Origin of the sequence: Streptococcus sp. HMSC067A03 (assembly GCF_001814295.1) — a bacterium.
GTDB lineage: Bacteria > Bacillota > Bacilli > Lactobacillales > Streptococcaceae > Streptococcus > Streptococcus constellatus.
Genome location: NZ_KV815651.1, coordinates 1 through 15,037 on the forward strand (window position 1 = coordinate 1; position 15,037 = coordinate 15,037).

The 15,037-nt window shown below is 37.9% G+C and carries 16 protein-coding genes, 2 tRNA genes and 1 pseudogene; 17 read left to right on the plus strand and 2 right to left on the minus strand.

The window, feature by feature from the left end; genetic code table 11:
- The first annotated feature begins 93 nt into the window (after nt 1-93).
- The 13 genes and pseudogenes from HMPREF2963_RS04900 (at nt 94) to HMPREF2963_RS04960 (ending at nt 9,094) form a co-directional block, all read left to right on the plus strand.
- Nucleotides 94-167: transfer RNA gene (locus HMPREF2963_RS04900), tRNA-Arg, on the plus strand.
- 39 nt (nt 168-206) lie between these two features.
- Nucleotides 207-280: transfer RNA gene (locus HMPREF2963_RS04905), tRNA-Pro, on the plus strand.
- A gap of 420 nt (nt 281-700) precedes the next feature.
- Entirely contained in the window at nt 701-1,549 is an 849-nt protein-coding gene (locus HMPREF2963_RS04910) for an SAM hydrolase/SAM-dependent halogenase family protein (protein WP_070669051.1), read from the plus strand.
- A 14-nt stretch (nt 1,550-1,563) separates the two neighbouring features.
- Nucleotides 1,564-2,109, plus strand: a complete 546-nt coding sequence (locus tag HMPREF2963_RS04915; protein ID WP_003068088.1) for an ECF-type riboflavin transporter substrate-binding protein — start codon at nt 1,564-1,566, stop codon at nt 2,107-2,109.
- A 145-nt stretch (nt 2,110-2,254) separates the two neighbouring features.
- A complete protein-coding gene (locus HMPREF2963_RS04920) occupies nt 2,255-2,461 on the plus strand; it encodes a hypothetical protein (protein WP_022525734.1) in 207 nt (68 codons plus the stop codon).
- Nucleotides 2,445-2,648 carry a helix-turn-helix transcriptional regulator gene (locus tag HMPREF2963_RS04925; RefSeq protein WP_020998005.1) on the plus strand — a complete coding sequence of 68 codons (204 nt, stop codon included), beginning with the start codon at nt 2,445-2,447 and terminating at the stop codon, nt 2,646-2,648. The genes HMPREF2963_RS04920 and HMPREF2963_RS04925 overlap by 17 nt, the downstream gene beginning before the upstream one ends.
- Entirely contained in the window at nt 2,645-3,130 is a 486-nt protein-coding gene (locus HMPREF2963_RS04930; protein ID WP_070669054.1) for a DUF6773 family protein, read from the plus strand. Before HMPREF2963_RS04925 ends, HMPREF2963_RS04930 begins: the two co-directional genes overlap by 4 nt.
- A 13-nt stretch (nt 3,131-3,143) precedes the next feature.
- On the plus strand, nt 3,144-3,623 hold the full coding sequence (locus HMPREF2963_RS04935; protein WP_070669057.1) for a DUF6773 family protein: 480 nt from the start codon (nt 3,144-3,146) through the stop codon (nt 3,621-3,623).
- Nucleotides 3,624-4,189: 566 nt separating this feature from the next.
- Entirely contained in the window at nt 4,190-4,951 is a 762-nt protein-coding gene (locus HMPREF2963_RS04940) for a nucleoside phosphorylase (protein WP_070669061.1), read from the plus strand.
- An 11-nt stretch (nt 4,952-4,962) separates the two neighbouring features.
- Nucleotides 4,963-6,642, plus strand: a complete 1,680-nt coding sequence (locus tag HMPREF2963_RS04945; RefSeq protein ID WP_003068102.1) for an ABC transporter ATP-binding protein — start codon at nt 4,963-4,965, stop codon at nt 6,640-6,642.
- Complete coding sequence (locus HMPREF2963_RS04950) at nt 6,635-7,471, plus strand: energy-coupling factor transporter transmembrane component T family protein (protein WP_003071815.1); 837 nt, start codon at nt 6,635-6,637, stop codon at nt 7,469-7,471. The genes HMPREF2963_RS04945 and HMPREF2963_RS04950 overlap by 8 nt, the downstream gene beginning before the upstream one ends.
- Before the next feature lie 32 nt (nt 7,472-7,503).
- Nucleotides 7,504-8,254 (plus strand): annotated as a pseudogene (locus HMPREF2963_RS04955) (SDR family oxidoreductase).
- 15 nt (nt 8,255-8,269) lie between these two features.
- The gene (locus HMPREF2963_RS04960) at nt 8,270-9,094 is read left to right on the plus strand and encodes a glycosyltransferase family 8 protein (RefSeq protein WP_070669064.1); all 825 of its coding nucleotides are present in this window, start codon (nt 8,270-8,272) and stop codon (nt 9,092-9,094) included.
- Nucleotides 9,095-9,145: 51 nt separating this feature from the next.
- On the opposite strand, the gene rsmG is transcribed toward HMPREF2963_RS04960, so the two are convergent.
- Nucleotides 9,146-9,859, minus strand: coding sequence for a 16S rRNA (guanine(527)-N(7))-methyltransferase RsmG (rsmG, locus tag HMPREF2963_RS04965; protein WP_070669090.1), 714 nt, complete (start codon nt 9,857-9,859; stop codon nt 9,146-9,148).
- A gap of 147 nt (nt 9,860-10,006) precedes the next feature.
- Here rsmG and HMPREF2963_RS04970 point away from each other — a divergent pair, with 147 nt between their 5' ends.
- Both HMPREF2963_RS04970 and htpX read left to right on the plus strand, forming a co-directional pair.
- Nucleotides 10,007-10,567 carry a LemA family protein gene (locus tag HMPREF2963_RS04970; protein ID WP_039677367.1) on the plus strand — a complete coding sequence of 187 codons (561 nt, stop codon included), beginning with the start codon at nt 10,007-10,009 and terminating at the stop codon, nt 10,565-10,567.
- A gap of 1 nt (nt 10,568) precedes the next feature.
- Nucleotides 10,569-11,465 (plus strand): zinc metalloprotease HtpX, encoded by an 897-nt coding sequence (gene htpX / locus HMPREF2963_RS04975; RefSeq protein WP_003068114.1) that lies wholly within the window; start codon nt 10,569-10,571, stop codon nt 11,463-11,465.
- Nucleotides 11,466-11,533: 68 nt separating this feature from the next.
- Here the strand turns inward: htpX and HMPREF2963_RS04980 are convergent, their stop codons facing one another.
- Nucleotides 11,534-12,793: an MFS transporter gene (locus HMPREF2963_RS04980; protein WP_070669066.1), complete on the minus strand. Its 1,260-nt coding sequence runs from the start codon at nt 12,791-12,793 to the stop codon at nt 11,534-11,536.
- A 187-nt stretch (nt 12,794-12,980) separates the two neighbouring features.
- On the opposite strand from HMPREF2963_RS04980, the gene HMPREF2963_RS04985 reads away from it, so the two are divergent.
- The gene (locus HMPREF2963_RS04985; protein WP_039677365.1) at nt 12,981-13,517 is read left to right on the plus strand and encodes a YceD family protein; all 537 of its coding nucleotides are present in this window, start codon (nt 12,981-12,983) and stop codon (nt 13,515-13,517) included.
- A 91-nt stretch (nt 13,518-13,608) separates the two neighbouring features.
- Nucleotides 13,609-15,033: an NADP-dependent phosphogluconate dehydrogenase gene (gene gndA / locus HMPREF2963_RS04990; RefSeq protein ID WP_006268166.1), complete on the plus strand. Its 1,425-nt coding sequence runs from the start codon at nt 13,609-13,611 to the stop codon at nt 15,031-15,033.
- Nucleotides 15,034-15,037 lie beyond the last annotated feature (4 nt).

The window sequence follows — 15,037 nt, forward strand, 5'->3', positions numbered from 1 at the left end:
GGCGGTTAGAGGTTCGACTCCTCTAGGGTGCATAAAAAGGTTTGACTTTTTTAATATTTTTGGTATAATGAATATATATATTCAATAGTTAGAGCACCCTTAGCTCAACTGGATAGAGTACCTGACTACGAATCAGGCGGTTAGAGGTTCGACTCCTCTAGGGTGCATGTGGAAGAAGTCTGAGGGCTTCGGTTTTTCTACCTATACGGGAAGTAGCTCAGCTTGGTAGAGTACTTGGTTTGGGACCAAGGTGTCGCAGGTTCGAATCCTGTCTTCCCGATATTTTATTCGATATTAGCTTAAATAAATGTTAGTTTTTAACATCTGGAGAGAATAAGTTTATTCTCTCCTTTTTTCGACTTAATATAAATTGTAGTATTGAAAGCGGGAGAAGTATTTTGCTTTTCTATTTTATATGTAAATGCTACTGGCTTATTTATTATCAACTTCTTGAATCATATGTTACATTCTGGAGAGGTGTGAAATTTTATAAATATTAGGTTAGAAATTATTATGTTTTGCTGGTAATGTTATCTTCTAATATTTGAGATTTGTATCAACTCAAAATAGTTATTTTATATTTAGTCATTTGCTAAGATGGGCGAATAACTATAGATAGTATTTATTGATGTGATAAAAAAATAGATATGGATAAGAAATTTAATTTGTGTTATGATAGAAGTGTGATGAAGGAGAGAAGATGTATAATAATTTACTTGTACTACAATCAGATTTCGGTTTGGTAGATGGGGCTGTATCGGCGATGGTCGGTGTGGCGTTAGAAGAATCTCCAACTTTAAAAATACATCATTTGACCCATGATATTACGCCTTACAATATTTTTGAGGGAAGTTATCGTTTGTTTCAAACGGTGAATTATTGGCCGGAGGGAACAACTTTTGTATCAGTTGTGGATCCGGGTGTTGGCTCTAAGCGCAAAAGTGTGGTTGCCAAAACTGTACAAAATCAGTATATTGTCACGCCAAATAATGGGACACTTTCTTTTATCAAGAAACATGTGGGAATTGTTGCGATTCGTGAGATTTCGGAGGTGGAAAACCGACGAAAAAATACGGAGCATTCTTATACGTTTCATGGTCGGGATGTTTATGCTTATACAGGGGCAAAACTAGCTAGTGGACATATTACTTTTGAGGAGGTAGGACCTGAACTAGATACTGAGGATATCGTGGAAATTCCTGTTGTGGAAACGACAATTGGGAATGATTTTGTTAGTGGGGCTATTGATATTTTAGATGTTCGTTTTGGGTCACTGTGGACTTCTATTAGGCGTGAGGAATTTTATACTCTAAGTCCTGAATTTGGTGATCGGTTTGAGGTCACGATTTACAATAATGATATGCTGGTCTATCAGAATCAGGTGACTTATGGGAAATCTTTTGCGGATGTCCGGATTGGTCAGCCAATTTTGTATATCAATTCTCTTTATCGTGTTGGTCTGGCTATCAATCAAGGTTCTTTTGCAAAGGCCTATAATGTAGGAGTCGGAGCGCAATGGAGTATTGAAATCAAACGGATTGAAAAATAATAAAGGAGGTTGTTATGAAAAATAATTCAATAAGAAGTGTTGTCGCAACGGGGATTGGAGCAGCTCTCTTTGTTGTTATTGGAATGATTAGTATTCCAACACCTGTTCCAAATACTAGTATTCAATTGCAGTATGCTTTGCAAGCCTTGTTTAGTGTAATTTTCGGACCTGTCGTTGGATTTTTGACGGGCTTTGTTGGTCATGCACTAAAGGATTCATTGCAATATGGGAATCCTTGGTGGTCATGGGTCATTGCCAGTGGTTTGTTTGGTTTGATTGTTGGGCTGTTTCGAAAACGGATTCGTGCTACGCAAGGGATTTTTGAGGTAAAAGATATTATATCTTTTAATGTGATTCAAGTATTAGCTAATGCTATAGTATGGGTTGTTATTGCCCCATTAGGGGATATTTTGATTTACAATGAGCCTGTCAATAAGGTTTTGGTACAAGGTGTTGTTGCAACGATTTCTAATGGCTTAACTGTTGCTATTGCAGGAACAGTGCTGTTGCTGGCTTATGCTCGTACACAAACCAAATCGGGAAGTTTGAAAAAGGATTAGTTATATTTGAGGGCTCAGAAAGAATAATCTGAGCTTTTTTATTTTAAATTTTTTCTAAGGACATAAAAAATGTACAAAATGTTATTTATATATTGCATTTTACAAAATATAATGTATAATAGTAGTAAAGAAAGAGTTAAAATTTATGAAAAATGATAAAAAACCAGTAGGAGCAGCTTACATGATATGGCTGTTGCTAGGAGTAACTTTTTTATTAGTAGGATTGAGTCAGAAAAATCGGACGTTCATAGTTCTGGGTTTTAGTAATATAACTTTGGGTTTCACCTTGTACGCGGCAAAGAAAAAAAGTGATGCTGACCGAGAGGACAAAGAGAATGGCAAAAAATCTTAAATTGAAAATGGCGCGGGTAGAGCATGACATGACACAGGGAGATTTGGCCGATGCGATTGGTGTGACACGGCAAACGATTGGTTTGATCGAAGCAGGGAAATACAATCCTAGCTTGAGTCTTTGTATTGCAATTTGCAAACGATTGGACAAAACATTGGATCAATTATTTTGGGAGGAGGAATCATGAAATTCATTAAACGTCAGATTTTGGATGAGCGAGAAGAGCAATTAATCAATAAGGCTGGGACGGAAGCATTTAGTTTGCTGATGATTAGTAATTTTATCTTTTATATTGGAAGTGTCTTTGTCCATTCAGGGGAAATCTATGCGCAGTTATTCTTGTTTTCGAGTATTATTGCATTTCTTTACTTTTTGGAGCGTTGTCGGCGGTTAGGTGCAAATTATTTTAATAGTTTTACCTTTACTATTTGGGGTGTGATTGCCATGACAGCTTTTGTGACTGTCATGATCCTAGTTCAAAATTTCCAAGTTAATCATGCTATGTATCAAAACAATCCGTTGCATGCCAAGTTTTTATTGGCTATCCCAATTACATTTTTGCTGTATCTCCCTATCATGTTGGTGATTAATCTGCTACTAGAGATTATCGGTAAATGGCAGAAGGCGCGATTTGAGAAATATTTATCGGAATTAGAAGATGAAGCCTGAGAGGAGGTTTGTCATGAACAAAATAAAGAATTATTTTGATGGCGAAAAGGACGAGCGTATTCGGCAAGGGACATACAAGGCTGAAGCTTATGCATTTCGAGTTTTACTTGTTATTTTAGGTATTGGAATTATTATCAAGTTTTTCCTGTTTAACTTTTCAATAAAATCTTATGTGGATGAATTGCTAGCTATTCTGATTAGCGGTGGAATTTACTTCTTTGTGATGAGGAAAGAAAAAATTGTTGAAAAGAAGAAGCTAGGAATACTCATGACTTTCTTCCAAGCATTCTGTTTGACAGTTTTGAGTGGTTATTATCACTATCATTTTGGTGTATTGCACTATAAAACTCGTCCGACAAATGATTTCATTCTGTTTCTATTTAGCAGTTTTATCACATATTTGGTTGCGCTAGGAATACTTAATTGGCTTTTAAATACATACAATCAATCCTGTCAACATAAGATTGACAAGGAAATGGACGATTCTGAATGAGAGAAGATCAGGCTGTCTTTATATGTTAAGGAGGTTGGGCTACCCAGCCTCTTTTTGATAAAAGTGAACTACTTTTTGGGTAATCCGTCCGCCCCTCGGCCAGAGCAAACTAGTTTCGGTTCATGTTGTCCTAGGCTCGGATGAAGAAAACTGCTTTTGGTTCATATCGTCCGAGGCTCGGATGGAGAAAACTGCTTTTGGTTCATATCATCCGAGGCTCGGCCAGAAGAAAGAAGTTCTTGTTCGTCCTGTCGCTCTAGTCGGCAGTCTTAACGAGTTTTGATTTGCTTTGTCGACTGGGTCGCTAATCTTAACAAGTTTTGGTTTGTTTTGTCGACTGAGACGCCAATCTCAACGAGTTTTAGTTTACTTCGTCGACAAGGTCGACCATTTTAATCATTGTCACATTTTCTCATTAACCAAGTAGGGTCGGCAAGAAGCTGAACTCTTTTTGTTTGGTTAGATTCTTTTACACTTAGGGAGAGTTTTAAGGAACTTCAAAATTGATTTTCATCTTATTTTCTTTTGTGCTACAATAGAATGAGTATATATGGGAGGAGCAGTGGATGATTTTAGAGGAATTTGATAACAATCGCAGAGCGATTATCAATCCAGAAGATTTGATTGAGGCGTTGCCAGATTTTCCTGAAACAGTAGTATCTTGTTTTGCTCACGCAACTTTTGAGCGGATGCTAATGAGTTTCCGACATGAACAGGTGGCCACCACTTCCATGGCAAATATTGAGATTCCAATTTACAGGATTATTGTAAAAGGTACACCGATTGCTCTATTTAATGCACCGGTTGGTGCATCAGCTTGTGTCGCTATTCTGGAAGATTTGATTGCCTTCGGGATGAAAAAATTGGTCTTATTTGGAACATGTGGTGTTTTAGATGAAGCTATTAAGGAAACATCTATCATTGTACCTCAGATGGCTATTCGTGATGAAGGAACCAGCTATCATTATCTGCCAGCTTCTGATGAGATAGAGGTGAATGTGGGCTTGCAAGATTTTCTGATTTCCTTTTTAGATGAGAATGGGATTTCTCACTCCGTTGGTAAAGTTTGGACAACGGATGGCATTTATCGAGAGACCGCAGAAAAATTGTATAAGCGTAAAGAAGCAGGAGCCATTTGTGTAGATATGGAATGTTCAGCAGTTGCAGCCTTAGCCGCTTTTCGTAATATTCCCATCTGCCACTTCTTTTATGCGGCGGATCATTTGTCCGAGGAAAATTGGGATATGCGTAATCTGTCGAATCATGCAGATTTAGATGAAAAAGACAAAGTAGCTAACTTGGCAATACAAATTGCTCTTGCTTTATAAAGAAGAATGTGATGGAAAAACCAATTATTCAATTTGAAAATTTTAGTTTTCAGTATCAAGTACAGACAGAACCAACATTAAAAAATGTTGATTTGACAATTTATGAGGGGGAAAAAGTCCTGATTGTGGGGCCTTCTGGTTGTGGTAAATCGACGCTTGGCCAGTGCTTGAATGGAATTATCCCCAATATTTATCATGGAGAAATGACAGGAAGTTTATTGATTCAAGGAAAGTCTGTCTTTGATAGGAGCGTCTATGAACTGTCAAATCTCGTGAGTACAGTTTTGCAGGATACAGACGGTCAGTTTATCGGGTTGAGCGTTGCAGAAGATTTAGCATTTGCTTTGGAAAACGACATGGTGGATTTGCCAACGATGAGAGATAGGGTACATTTGTGGGCTGAGAAATTGGAGCTACTGTCGCTCTTACATCAGCGTCCTCAAGATTTGTCTGGTGGGCAGAAACAGCGGGTCAGTTTAGCCGGGGTGTTGATTGATGAAAGTCCGATTTTATTGTTCGATGAGCCTTTGGCAAACCTAGATCCTAAATCAGGGCAGGATACAATTGAGCTGATTGACCAAATTCATGCGGAAGCAGGAACGACGACGATTATCATTGAACATCGTTTGGAAGATGTGCTTTATCGAGCGATTGATCGAATTGTGCTCATCAATGATGGGCGAATTTTGTTTAATGGTAGTCCAGATGATTTGTTGCATACGGATTTACTAGCTGCCAATGGTATTCGTGAACCTCTTTATCTTACAACGCTGCGCCAGCTTGGCTTTCATGTGAAAGATGCTACACAGTTGGCAACTTTAGATCAGATAGACGTATCTTCTATTCAGTTTTTGGGAGAGTTGGTTCCTATTCAAAAACCACAGGTGCAAGATTACTTGCTAGAATTGAAAAACGTTCAATTTGCTTATGGGGAGAAAAAAGTTTTAAAGGATATTCATCTAGCAATCTCTAGAGGGGAAAAGATTGCGATCGTTGGAAAAAATGGTGCAGGAAAATCCACGTTAGCAAAAGCGCTTTGTCAATTCATTGAAACGGAAGGAAGCTATACTTGGCAGGGGCAAAACATCAAAAATGACTCTATCAAGGAGCGTGCCGAACGAATTGGTTATGTGTTACAAAATCCAAATCAGATGATTTCAACAACCATGATTTTTGATGAAGTTGCCTTGGGATTGAAGCTGCGTGGCGTTGCAGAAGAAGAAATAAAAAAGCGAGTCTTAACTGTACTAAAAACTTGTGGTCTATATGAATTTCGACATTGGCCTATTTCTGCTTTGTCCTTTGGCCAAAAAAAGCGTGTGACCATTGCTTCCATTTTAGTGTTAAATCCAGAGATTATTCTTTTAGATGAGCCAACAGCTGGGCAAGACCAACATAATTATACAGAAATCATGAATTTTTTGGACGAGTTGAATCAAAAAGGCCACACTATTGTGATGATTACACACGATATGCAATTAATGCTGGATTATTCTGAACGTGCGATTGTTATGCTGGATGGACATATCTTAGCAGATAAAGCCCCTGCAGAAGTTCTGACAGATAAGAAGTTGATTCAGGCGGCAAATCTGAAAGAAACATCAATTTTTTCTTTGGCTGAAAAACTAGAAGTAGATCCGCTAGCTTTGACTGAATTTTACATGCGAGAAAGGGAAAAAAGTCATGCTTAATCAACAAAAACTAATCGGTTACCATGCGGGTACGACCTTTCTTCATCGCTTATCGGGTGCTAGTAAATTGCTGTTTTTCATTTTAGTATCAACTGCAGCAATGATTAGCTATGATACACGTTTATTATTGGTCATTGCGGTTGGATCGCTCTTTTTATTCAAAGTGTCTCATATTCATTTTAAGGATGTATCATTTATTTTGATCTTTGCTGGTCTTTTTGCTGCTTTGAATCTCATCATGGTCTACCTGTTTGCGCCTCAGTATGGAGTAGAGATTTATGGAGAACAGACAGTTTGGCTAAGTGGACTAGGTAGTTACACTGTAACTGCTCAGGAGATATTTTATCTATTTAATTTATTTTTGAAATATCTCTGCACTATTCCTTTGGCGGTTATTTTTCTGATGACAACTCACCCAAGTCAGTTTGCCTCTAGCATGAATCAAATCGGAATACCCTATAAAATAGCTTATTCAGTCAGCTTAACGCTGCGATATATTCCGGATTTGCAAGAGGAGTTTTACTTGATTAGAATGTCCCAAGAAGCGCGTGGATTAGAATTGTCAAAAAAAGCAAAGTTCAGTCAGCGAATCAAAGGCAATTTGCAAATTATTGTTCCCTTGATTTTTAGTTCGCTGGAACGGATTGATACGATTGCGACAGCTATGGAATTGCGGCGTTTTGGCAAAAATAAGAAGCGGACATGGTACACTTATCAGGCTTTTCAGAGGTTGGATATTGAAGTAATTGTACTGGCTGGTTTATTTTTATTATTCAGTCTATTACTCTTTGTCGTGAATCACGGTCGATTTTACAATCCTTGGTTATAAATGAGAATGAAAATACATATAGGAGGAAGAAAATGATTGCATTGGTAACAGGAGCTTCGGCTGGTTTTGGACAAGCTATTTGTCGCCGTTTGGTGGCAGAAGGCCATCAAGTGATTGGTGCAGCAAGAAGATCAGAAAAATTAGCGCAACTTCAGCAGGAATTGGGCTTTGCAAACTTTTATCCACTTCAAATGGATGTATCGGATGTGAAAAGTGTAGATCAGGCTTTAGAAAATTTGCCAGAGGCTTGGCAAAAGATTGATATTTTGGTCAACAATGCAGGTTTGGCATTGGGTTTAGATAAGGCTTATGAAGCAGATATGCAAGATTGGCTGACAATGATTCAGACTAATGTTGTTGGTTTGGTTTATCTAACACGCCAGATTATACCACAAATGGTAGAGCGGGATAGTGGGCTTATTATCAACCTTGGTTCAACTGCTGGGACAGTCCCTTATCCGGGAGCTAATGTGTATGGAGCTAGTAAAGCATTCGTAAAACAGTTTTCTCTGAATTTACGTGCTGATTTGGCTGGACATCATATTCGTGTGACCAATATTGAACCCGGTCTTTGTGAAGGCACAGAATTCAACTGTTCGGTTTAAGGGAGATAAGCAACGATCTGAAAAATTGTATGAAGGAGCTCATGCTATTCAGCCAGTAGATATTGCCAATACTGTTGCTTGGATTGTTGGGCAGCCTCCTCATGTCAATATTAACCGAATTGAGCTCATGCCTGTTTCACAAACATTTGGTCCACAACCCGTTTTTCGAGAAGAATAGATAGATGGGGAATAAATGATGGAAATAAATCTTTTATTCTCAATTGATGATCACTATATAGAGCCGTTTAAAACGACCTTATATTCAGTGTATCAGAATACACCGTCAGCTTTGCTGCATGTGTTTGTCTTGCAGAAACAATTGTTAAAAAAGCATGCAGAGATTGAGAGCTTTTGTGAGGCATTAGGAATCGTTTATGATCCAGTTGTGATTGGTGAAAGAGCTTTTGAAGATGCTCCAATCGCTGATCGGTATCCAGAGACAATTTACTATCGTTTATTGGCTCATGAATATCTCCCTAAGGATTTAGACAAAATTCTATATTTGGACGCCGATATTTTATGTTTGAATGATATTTGTCCACTTTATGAAATGGAGTTAGGCGCTTCTTTATATGCTGCAGCTAGTCATGGTTCAGATACTAACATGACAGATTTAGTCAATAAGCTACGCTTACAAAATTTTGAGGCAGAAAGTTACTATAATTCAGGAGTTTTACTCATGAATTTGATAGCAATTCGACAAAAAGTGAAGCGTGACGCTATTTTAGATTATATTGCTCAAAATCGTTTTAAACTTTTTTTACCAGACCAAGATGTACTAAATGCTTTGTACGGGCATTTGACACTCCAGATTCCAGATGAATTATATAATTACGATGTACGCTATAATGTTCTTTATTACGCTAGAAGTAAGGGAGAGTGGGATTTAGACTGGGTCATAAAACATACTGTCTTTCTTCACTTTTGTGGCCGAGATAAGCCTTGGCGGAAAGACTACCACGGCCGCTATGCTGCCCTTTATAAGCATGTCCAGCATTGCTGTAGAAAAGTGGGCTAAATTGGAGATAATAAAGAAACCAAGCAGTTTTAAAGTGCTTGGTGTTTCGTTTTATAAGGGGCGTTTATTAGGAATTCCTGCTTTGCGAGGGTATTTATTGGGAGTTTCTTTTTTCTTATCAACAATAGTGATATAGCGTGGGTCGCCATTTGGAAGTTGATAGCTACTATTTTCTTTGACTTTGCTAAATAGAAGTTTGAGAGCATCGTTAGCCTCCGTTAATTCCTCAGGGGCATTAGTAGCTTTGAGTGCTAAAAGACATCCACCAACTTTCAGAAAAGGAATGGTTAGTTCGGCTAAGATTTGCATACAGGCAACGGCGCGCGCAGTTACAATATCAAATTGGGCGCGGAAGTCTTTATCTTGAGCAAAATCTTCTGCCCGACCATGATAGAAATGAACTTTTTCCAAATCTAATTCGTCAGCCAAATGATTTAAAAATAGAATGCGCTTGTTTAGAGAATCAATAACCGTCACATCTAACGCTGGATAGAGGATTTTCATAGGGAGGCTAGGAAAACCTGCCCCGGCTCCAATATCCAATAGTTTGATATTTTGGTTTTTAATGCGTCCCTGCAAAATTGGTGCAATGGAGTCATAGAAATGCTTGAGATACACTTCTTTTTTTTCAGTGATAGCTGTCAGATTGATTTTTTTATTCCATTCAACGAGCAGTTCAAAATAGCGTTCAAACTGCATCTGTTGTCGGTCCGTGAGTTCAATCTGTTGCTGTTTTAAAAGTTGATAAAATTCTTCGGGTGTCATCATTTGTCCTTACTTGTATCTTCTTGCCTCTATTATACCAAATAATCAGAAGAGAATCTTTAAAATTTCTCTTTTGAAGAAGTCAAAATGTTTATTATTTTCATTTTTCTGGTATAATATCTATAATAAATTAAAAGGAGAATGACTATGTGGATAATTATTTTAGCTATTGTAGTGGTACTAGTGCTGTTTGTAATTGCTAGTTACAATGGTCTTGTCAAAAGTCGTATGCAAACCAAAGAAGCATGGAGTCAGATTGATGTTCAATTGAAACGTCGAAATGACTTGCTACCAAACTTGATTGAAACGGTCAAAGGGTATGCCAAATATGAAGCATCAACGTTTGAAAAAGTAACAGAACTGCGTCGGCAGGTAGCTGCTGCAACAACTCCAGCAGAAGCTATGAAAGCAAGTGATGCCTTGACGCGTCAGATTTCAGGAATTTTTGCTGTTGCAGAAAATTACCCAGAATTGCAAGCAAGTACAAATTTTGTAAAATTGCAAGAAGAATTAACTAATACTGAAAATAAAATTTCGTATTCTCGTCAACTTTATAATAGCGTAACAAGCAGTTATAATGTGAAGATAGAAACATTTCCAAGTAATATTATTGCTGGAATGTTCAGTTTTAAGCCAGCAGATTTCTTGGCTGTTCCAGAGGAAGAAAAATCCGTACCAAAAGTTGATTTTAGCGGTTTAGGTGACTAATATGCTCTTTGATCAAATTGCTAGTAATAAAAGACGAACGTGGGTTCTCTTGATTGCATTTTTTGCTCTCTTAGCGATTATTGGTGCTGCAGTTGGCTATTTGTGGTTCGATTCGATTCTTGGCGGAGTGTTGATTGCCTTTATCATTGGAGGGATTTATGCTTTTAGCATGATTTTTCAGTCTACTGAGGTTGTCATGTCCATGAATGGTGCTCGACAAGTCACGGAAGCTGAGGCTCCTGATCTTTATCATGTGGTAGAAGATATGGCGATGGTAGCCCAAGTTCCTATGCCACGAGTGTATATTGTTGAGGACTCATCACCCAATGCTTTTGCAACAGGCTCAAAACCTGAAAATGCGGCAGTAGCAGCGACAACAGGTCTGTTGAATATGATGAATCGTGAAGAATTGGAGGCTGTTATTGGACACGAAGTGAGTCACATTCGGAATTATGATATTCGAATTTCAACGATTGCAGTAGCGCTTGCTAGTGCGGTAACGATGTTATCGAGCTTGGCAGGGCGTATGATGTGGTTTGGTGGGAGTGGTCGCAGACGTGATAGCCGAGATAATGATAATGGTTTGGGCGTTCTAATGTTGATTTTATCGCTCGTTGCGATTATATTAGCTCCTTTAGCAGCAACGTTGGTTCAATTAGCCATTTCTCGTCAGCGTGAATTTTTAGCGGATGCTTCAAGTGTAGAATTAACTCGCAATCCACAAGGGATGATTAATGCTCTCTTGAAATTAGAAAATAGCGATCCTATGCACCATAAAGTTGATGATGCTAGTGCAGCTCTCTATATTAATGATCCGAAAAAAGAAGGTGGCTTGCAAAAATTATTTTACACCCACCCACCGATTTCTGAACGGGTTGATCGTTTAAGAAAAATGTAAAAAGATTGAGATAGATTCCTATGATTGTGTTGCAATCATGACTGTCTATCCCGATCTTTTTTGCTGTTTTACAATATAAGTGAAAGCAATCTAGTTTTATTCCTATCTTTTCTTAATGAGAGTAGGAGGGATATGATACCGCATCCTGTAAACACCATCCAGGTGATTTTCATATTCCAAATAGCTAGACTGGTAAAAATCATTGTTCCTAGTGGAATAGAGAACGAAAAGAGCAAACTAAGAAAACTAGAAGTTTGAGCTAAAACATCTGAAGGCAGTTTGCTGAGAAGCAGGCTGTTAATTTTAGGATTGACCTTCCCAGCAATATACATCATAAAGAAAATAACAAGTAATCCTAGAAAAACAGGTAGATGATAGAAATTGATAATCCCTAAAATAGGAATTGTTAGAGAAGCCCAAAGAGCTAATTTATTGATCGATAATTTGCTAAAATAATCATTGGGGGTAAGACTAGCAGAAATAACTCCTAAAATAAACGTCGTTTCAAAGATTAGTAAAGATTGACTGAAAGAGAGACCAAATAAAGGATGATCCAATAAATACAAATTATAAAGAGCCATAATAGAGCCACCTAGCGCATTAAGGATGAGCACCTGTAATAGCAATTTGAAAAAATTAGTAGAACTATCTTGCTCAAAAATTAATTTAGAACTTTGATACATCTGTTTGAATTGCTGCTTTAGCGGAGTCGTCTTTATTTGTTCACGTTGAACGATTTCGTGGGTCAAACGGTGACGGACAAAATAGAGTGTTGTAGAAGATAGTAGGAAAGACAGGGCATTGATAAGAGCGACTAGAGTGAAGTTTTGATTGCTAACAGTTAATAGCCAAACACCAAGAGCTTGTCCAGCAAGATTGCATAGATAGGTGAGGAGTTGTGTGAAAGAAAAAGCTTCCATCATATCTACATCAGCAATATTCTTTTTCAAAATAGGCATTTGTAGTCCACTACGATAGTCGCTGATAATATCTGAAAGGATATTGATGAGACAAACGGTTGAAAAGGCAATGTAGGTACTAGACTTTGTCAAAATAGCTACCGCGGTAAAGACGAAAGCTTGTACATAACCCATATGAATGAGCCAGCGAGCTTTCTGAATCGTTTTATCCGCTTGCATACCGATAAATATCGTAAAAAATGTTGGAACAAGAACGATAAAGTTTGCAATTCCCACAGCAAATTTTGGATGTGGCAGACTGGAAGCAAAAACAACAAAAACAATATTATAAATGGAAGAACCTAGAATATTGAACATGCGTGACAAGCTGATAAAAGCGAATACTTTATTTTTGAAGATGAGTTTCATCATAATCTCCTTTTTATTTGTTGCAATGATTATAGCAGGAACGAGCCTGATTTCAAGGCATTTTCTGTAAGTGGTAATAAAGTATAAGTAAGTGAATGGTATAGTAAAGTAACTTGCAAGTGAACTTTATGTCTTTTTTTAAAAATGGTATAATAAAACTAGAAATTTAAATACAAACGAGGAAATCATGTTACATATTCAAGAAATTCATAAAAATCCAGATGGTCTTACTTTTGAGCAAGATTTTGATTTGACACAAGAATTACAAATGCGCAATCCAGAAATTTTGAATGTCGCAGATATTGTTGCAAGTGGAAAGGTGCAGTATGAGGATGGCCTTTACTTTTTAGATTATGATTTGTCTTATACCATTACACTAGCGTCCAGTCGTAGCATGGAACCGGTAGATCAAAAAGAAAACTACTTGGTGAATGAGGTTTTCTCTGATGCACATAGTGGGAAAATGGATCAAGATTTGATAGCTGATGATTTGGTGTTGCCGATTGAAAATGAAGTAATCAATCTAGCCGAAAGTGTGGCAGATAATATTTTATTGCATATTCCACTTAAAGTGTTGACGTCCGAGGAGAAAGCGAGTGACTGCATGCCTTCAGGAAATGATTGGCAGGTCATGACTGAAGAAGAGTATCAAAAAAGTAAACAAGCGCAAAAAGAGAAGAATAGTCCGTTCGCCAGTTTGCAAGGCTTATTTGATGAAGAGTGAACCCCTCTTTAACATTGGTTTTTAGCAACAAATCCTTTCTTTTCCTGCTTAAAAATGATAAAATAAGACAAACAAAAAAGAGGAGTGCAAAATGACAAAAGCGAATTTTGGTGTTGTTGGTATGGCTGTTATGGGGCGTAACCTCGCCCTTAATATTGAATCTCGTGGCTATACAGTGGCAATTTACAACCGATCAGCGAATAAAACAGAGGATGTGATTGCATCTCATCCTGAAAAAAACTTTGTTCCAAGTTACGATGTGGAAAGTTTTGTGAATTCTATTGAAAAACCACGTCGGATCATGCTCATGGTTAAAGCTGGGCCAGGGACAGACGCAACGATTCAGGCATTGTTACCGTTTCTTGATAAGGGAGATATCTTGATTGACGGTGGAAATACGTTCTATAAAGATACTATTCGTCGTTCAGAAGAATTGGCAAATTCTGGAATCAATTTTATCGGGACAGGTGTATCTGGTGGTGAAAAAGGTGCGCTTGAAGGTCCATCTATCATGCCTGGTGGACAAAAAGAAGCCTATGAATTGGTAGCAGATGTATTGGAAGAAATTTCAGCGAAAGCGCCAGAGGATGGGGCACCATGTGTAACTTATATCGGACCAAATGGTGCAGGTCATTATGTAAAAATGGTACACAATGGGATTGAGTATGGCGATATGCAATTGATTGCAGAAAGTTATGATTTAATGCAGCACTTGCTTGGATTTTCAGCAGCAGAAATGGCTGAAATCTTTACTGAATGGAATAAGGGTGAGTTGGATAGCTATCTGATTGAAATCACTGCTGATATTTTGACACGTAAAGATGATGAAGGACAAGATGGACCAATCGTTGATTACATTTTGGATGCAGCTGGAAATAAAGGAACGGGCAAATGGACGAGCCAATCAGCTCTTGATTTTGGTGTTCCACTTCCACTTATTACGGAGTCTGTTTTTGCGCGTTATATTTCTGCTTATAAAAAAGAACGTGTTCAAGCTAGCAAAGTTCTTCCAAAACCTACTGCTATTAAATTTGATGGGGACAAGGCTGAATTAATTGAAAAAATTCGCCAAGCTCTATACTTCTCGAAAATCATGTCTTATGCACAAGGTTTCTCACAATTGCGTGTCGCATCTAAAGAGCAGGCTTGGAATCTTCCATTTGGTGAAATTGCTTCTATTTGGCGTGCTGGATGTATCATCCGTGCTCGTTTCTTACAAAAAATTACAGATGCATATGGTCGTAATGCAGATCTTGCAAACTTACTTCTTGACGAATACTTTATGGATGTTACTGCAAAATATCAACAAGCTGTTCGCGATGTAGTTGCTTTAGCTGTTCAGGCGGGTGTGCCAGTGCCAACTTTCTCTAGTGCGATTGCTTATTTTGATAGCTATCGTGCAGAAAACTTGCCAGCCAATTTGATTCAAGCGCAGCGCGATTACTTTGGGGCGCATACGTATGAACGCAAGGATAAAGAAGGCATTTACCACTATTCTTGGTATGATGAAAAATAGGATA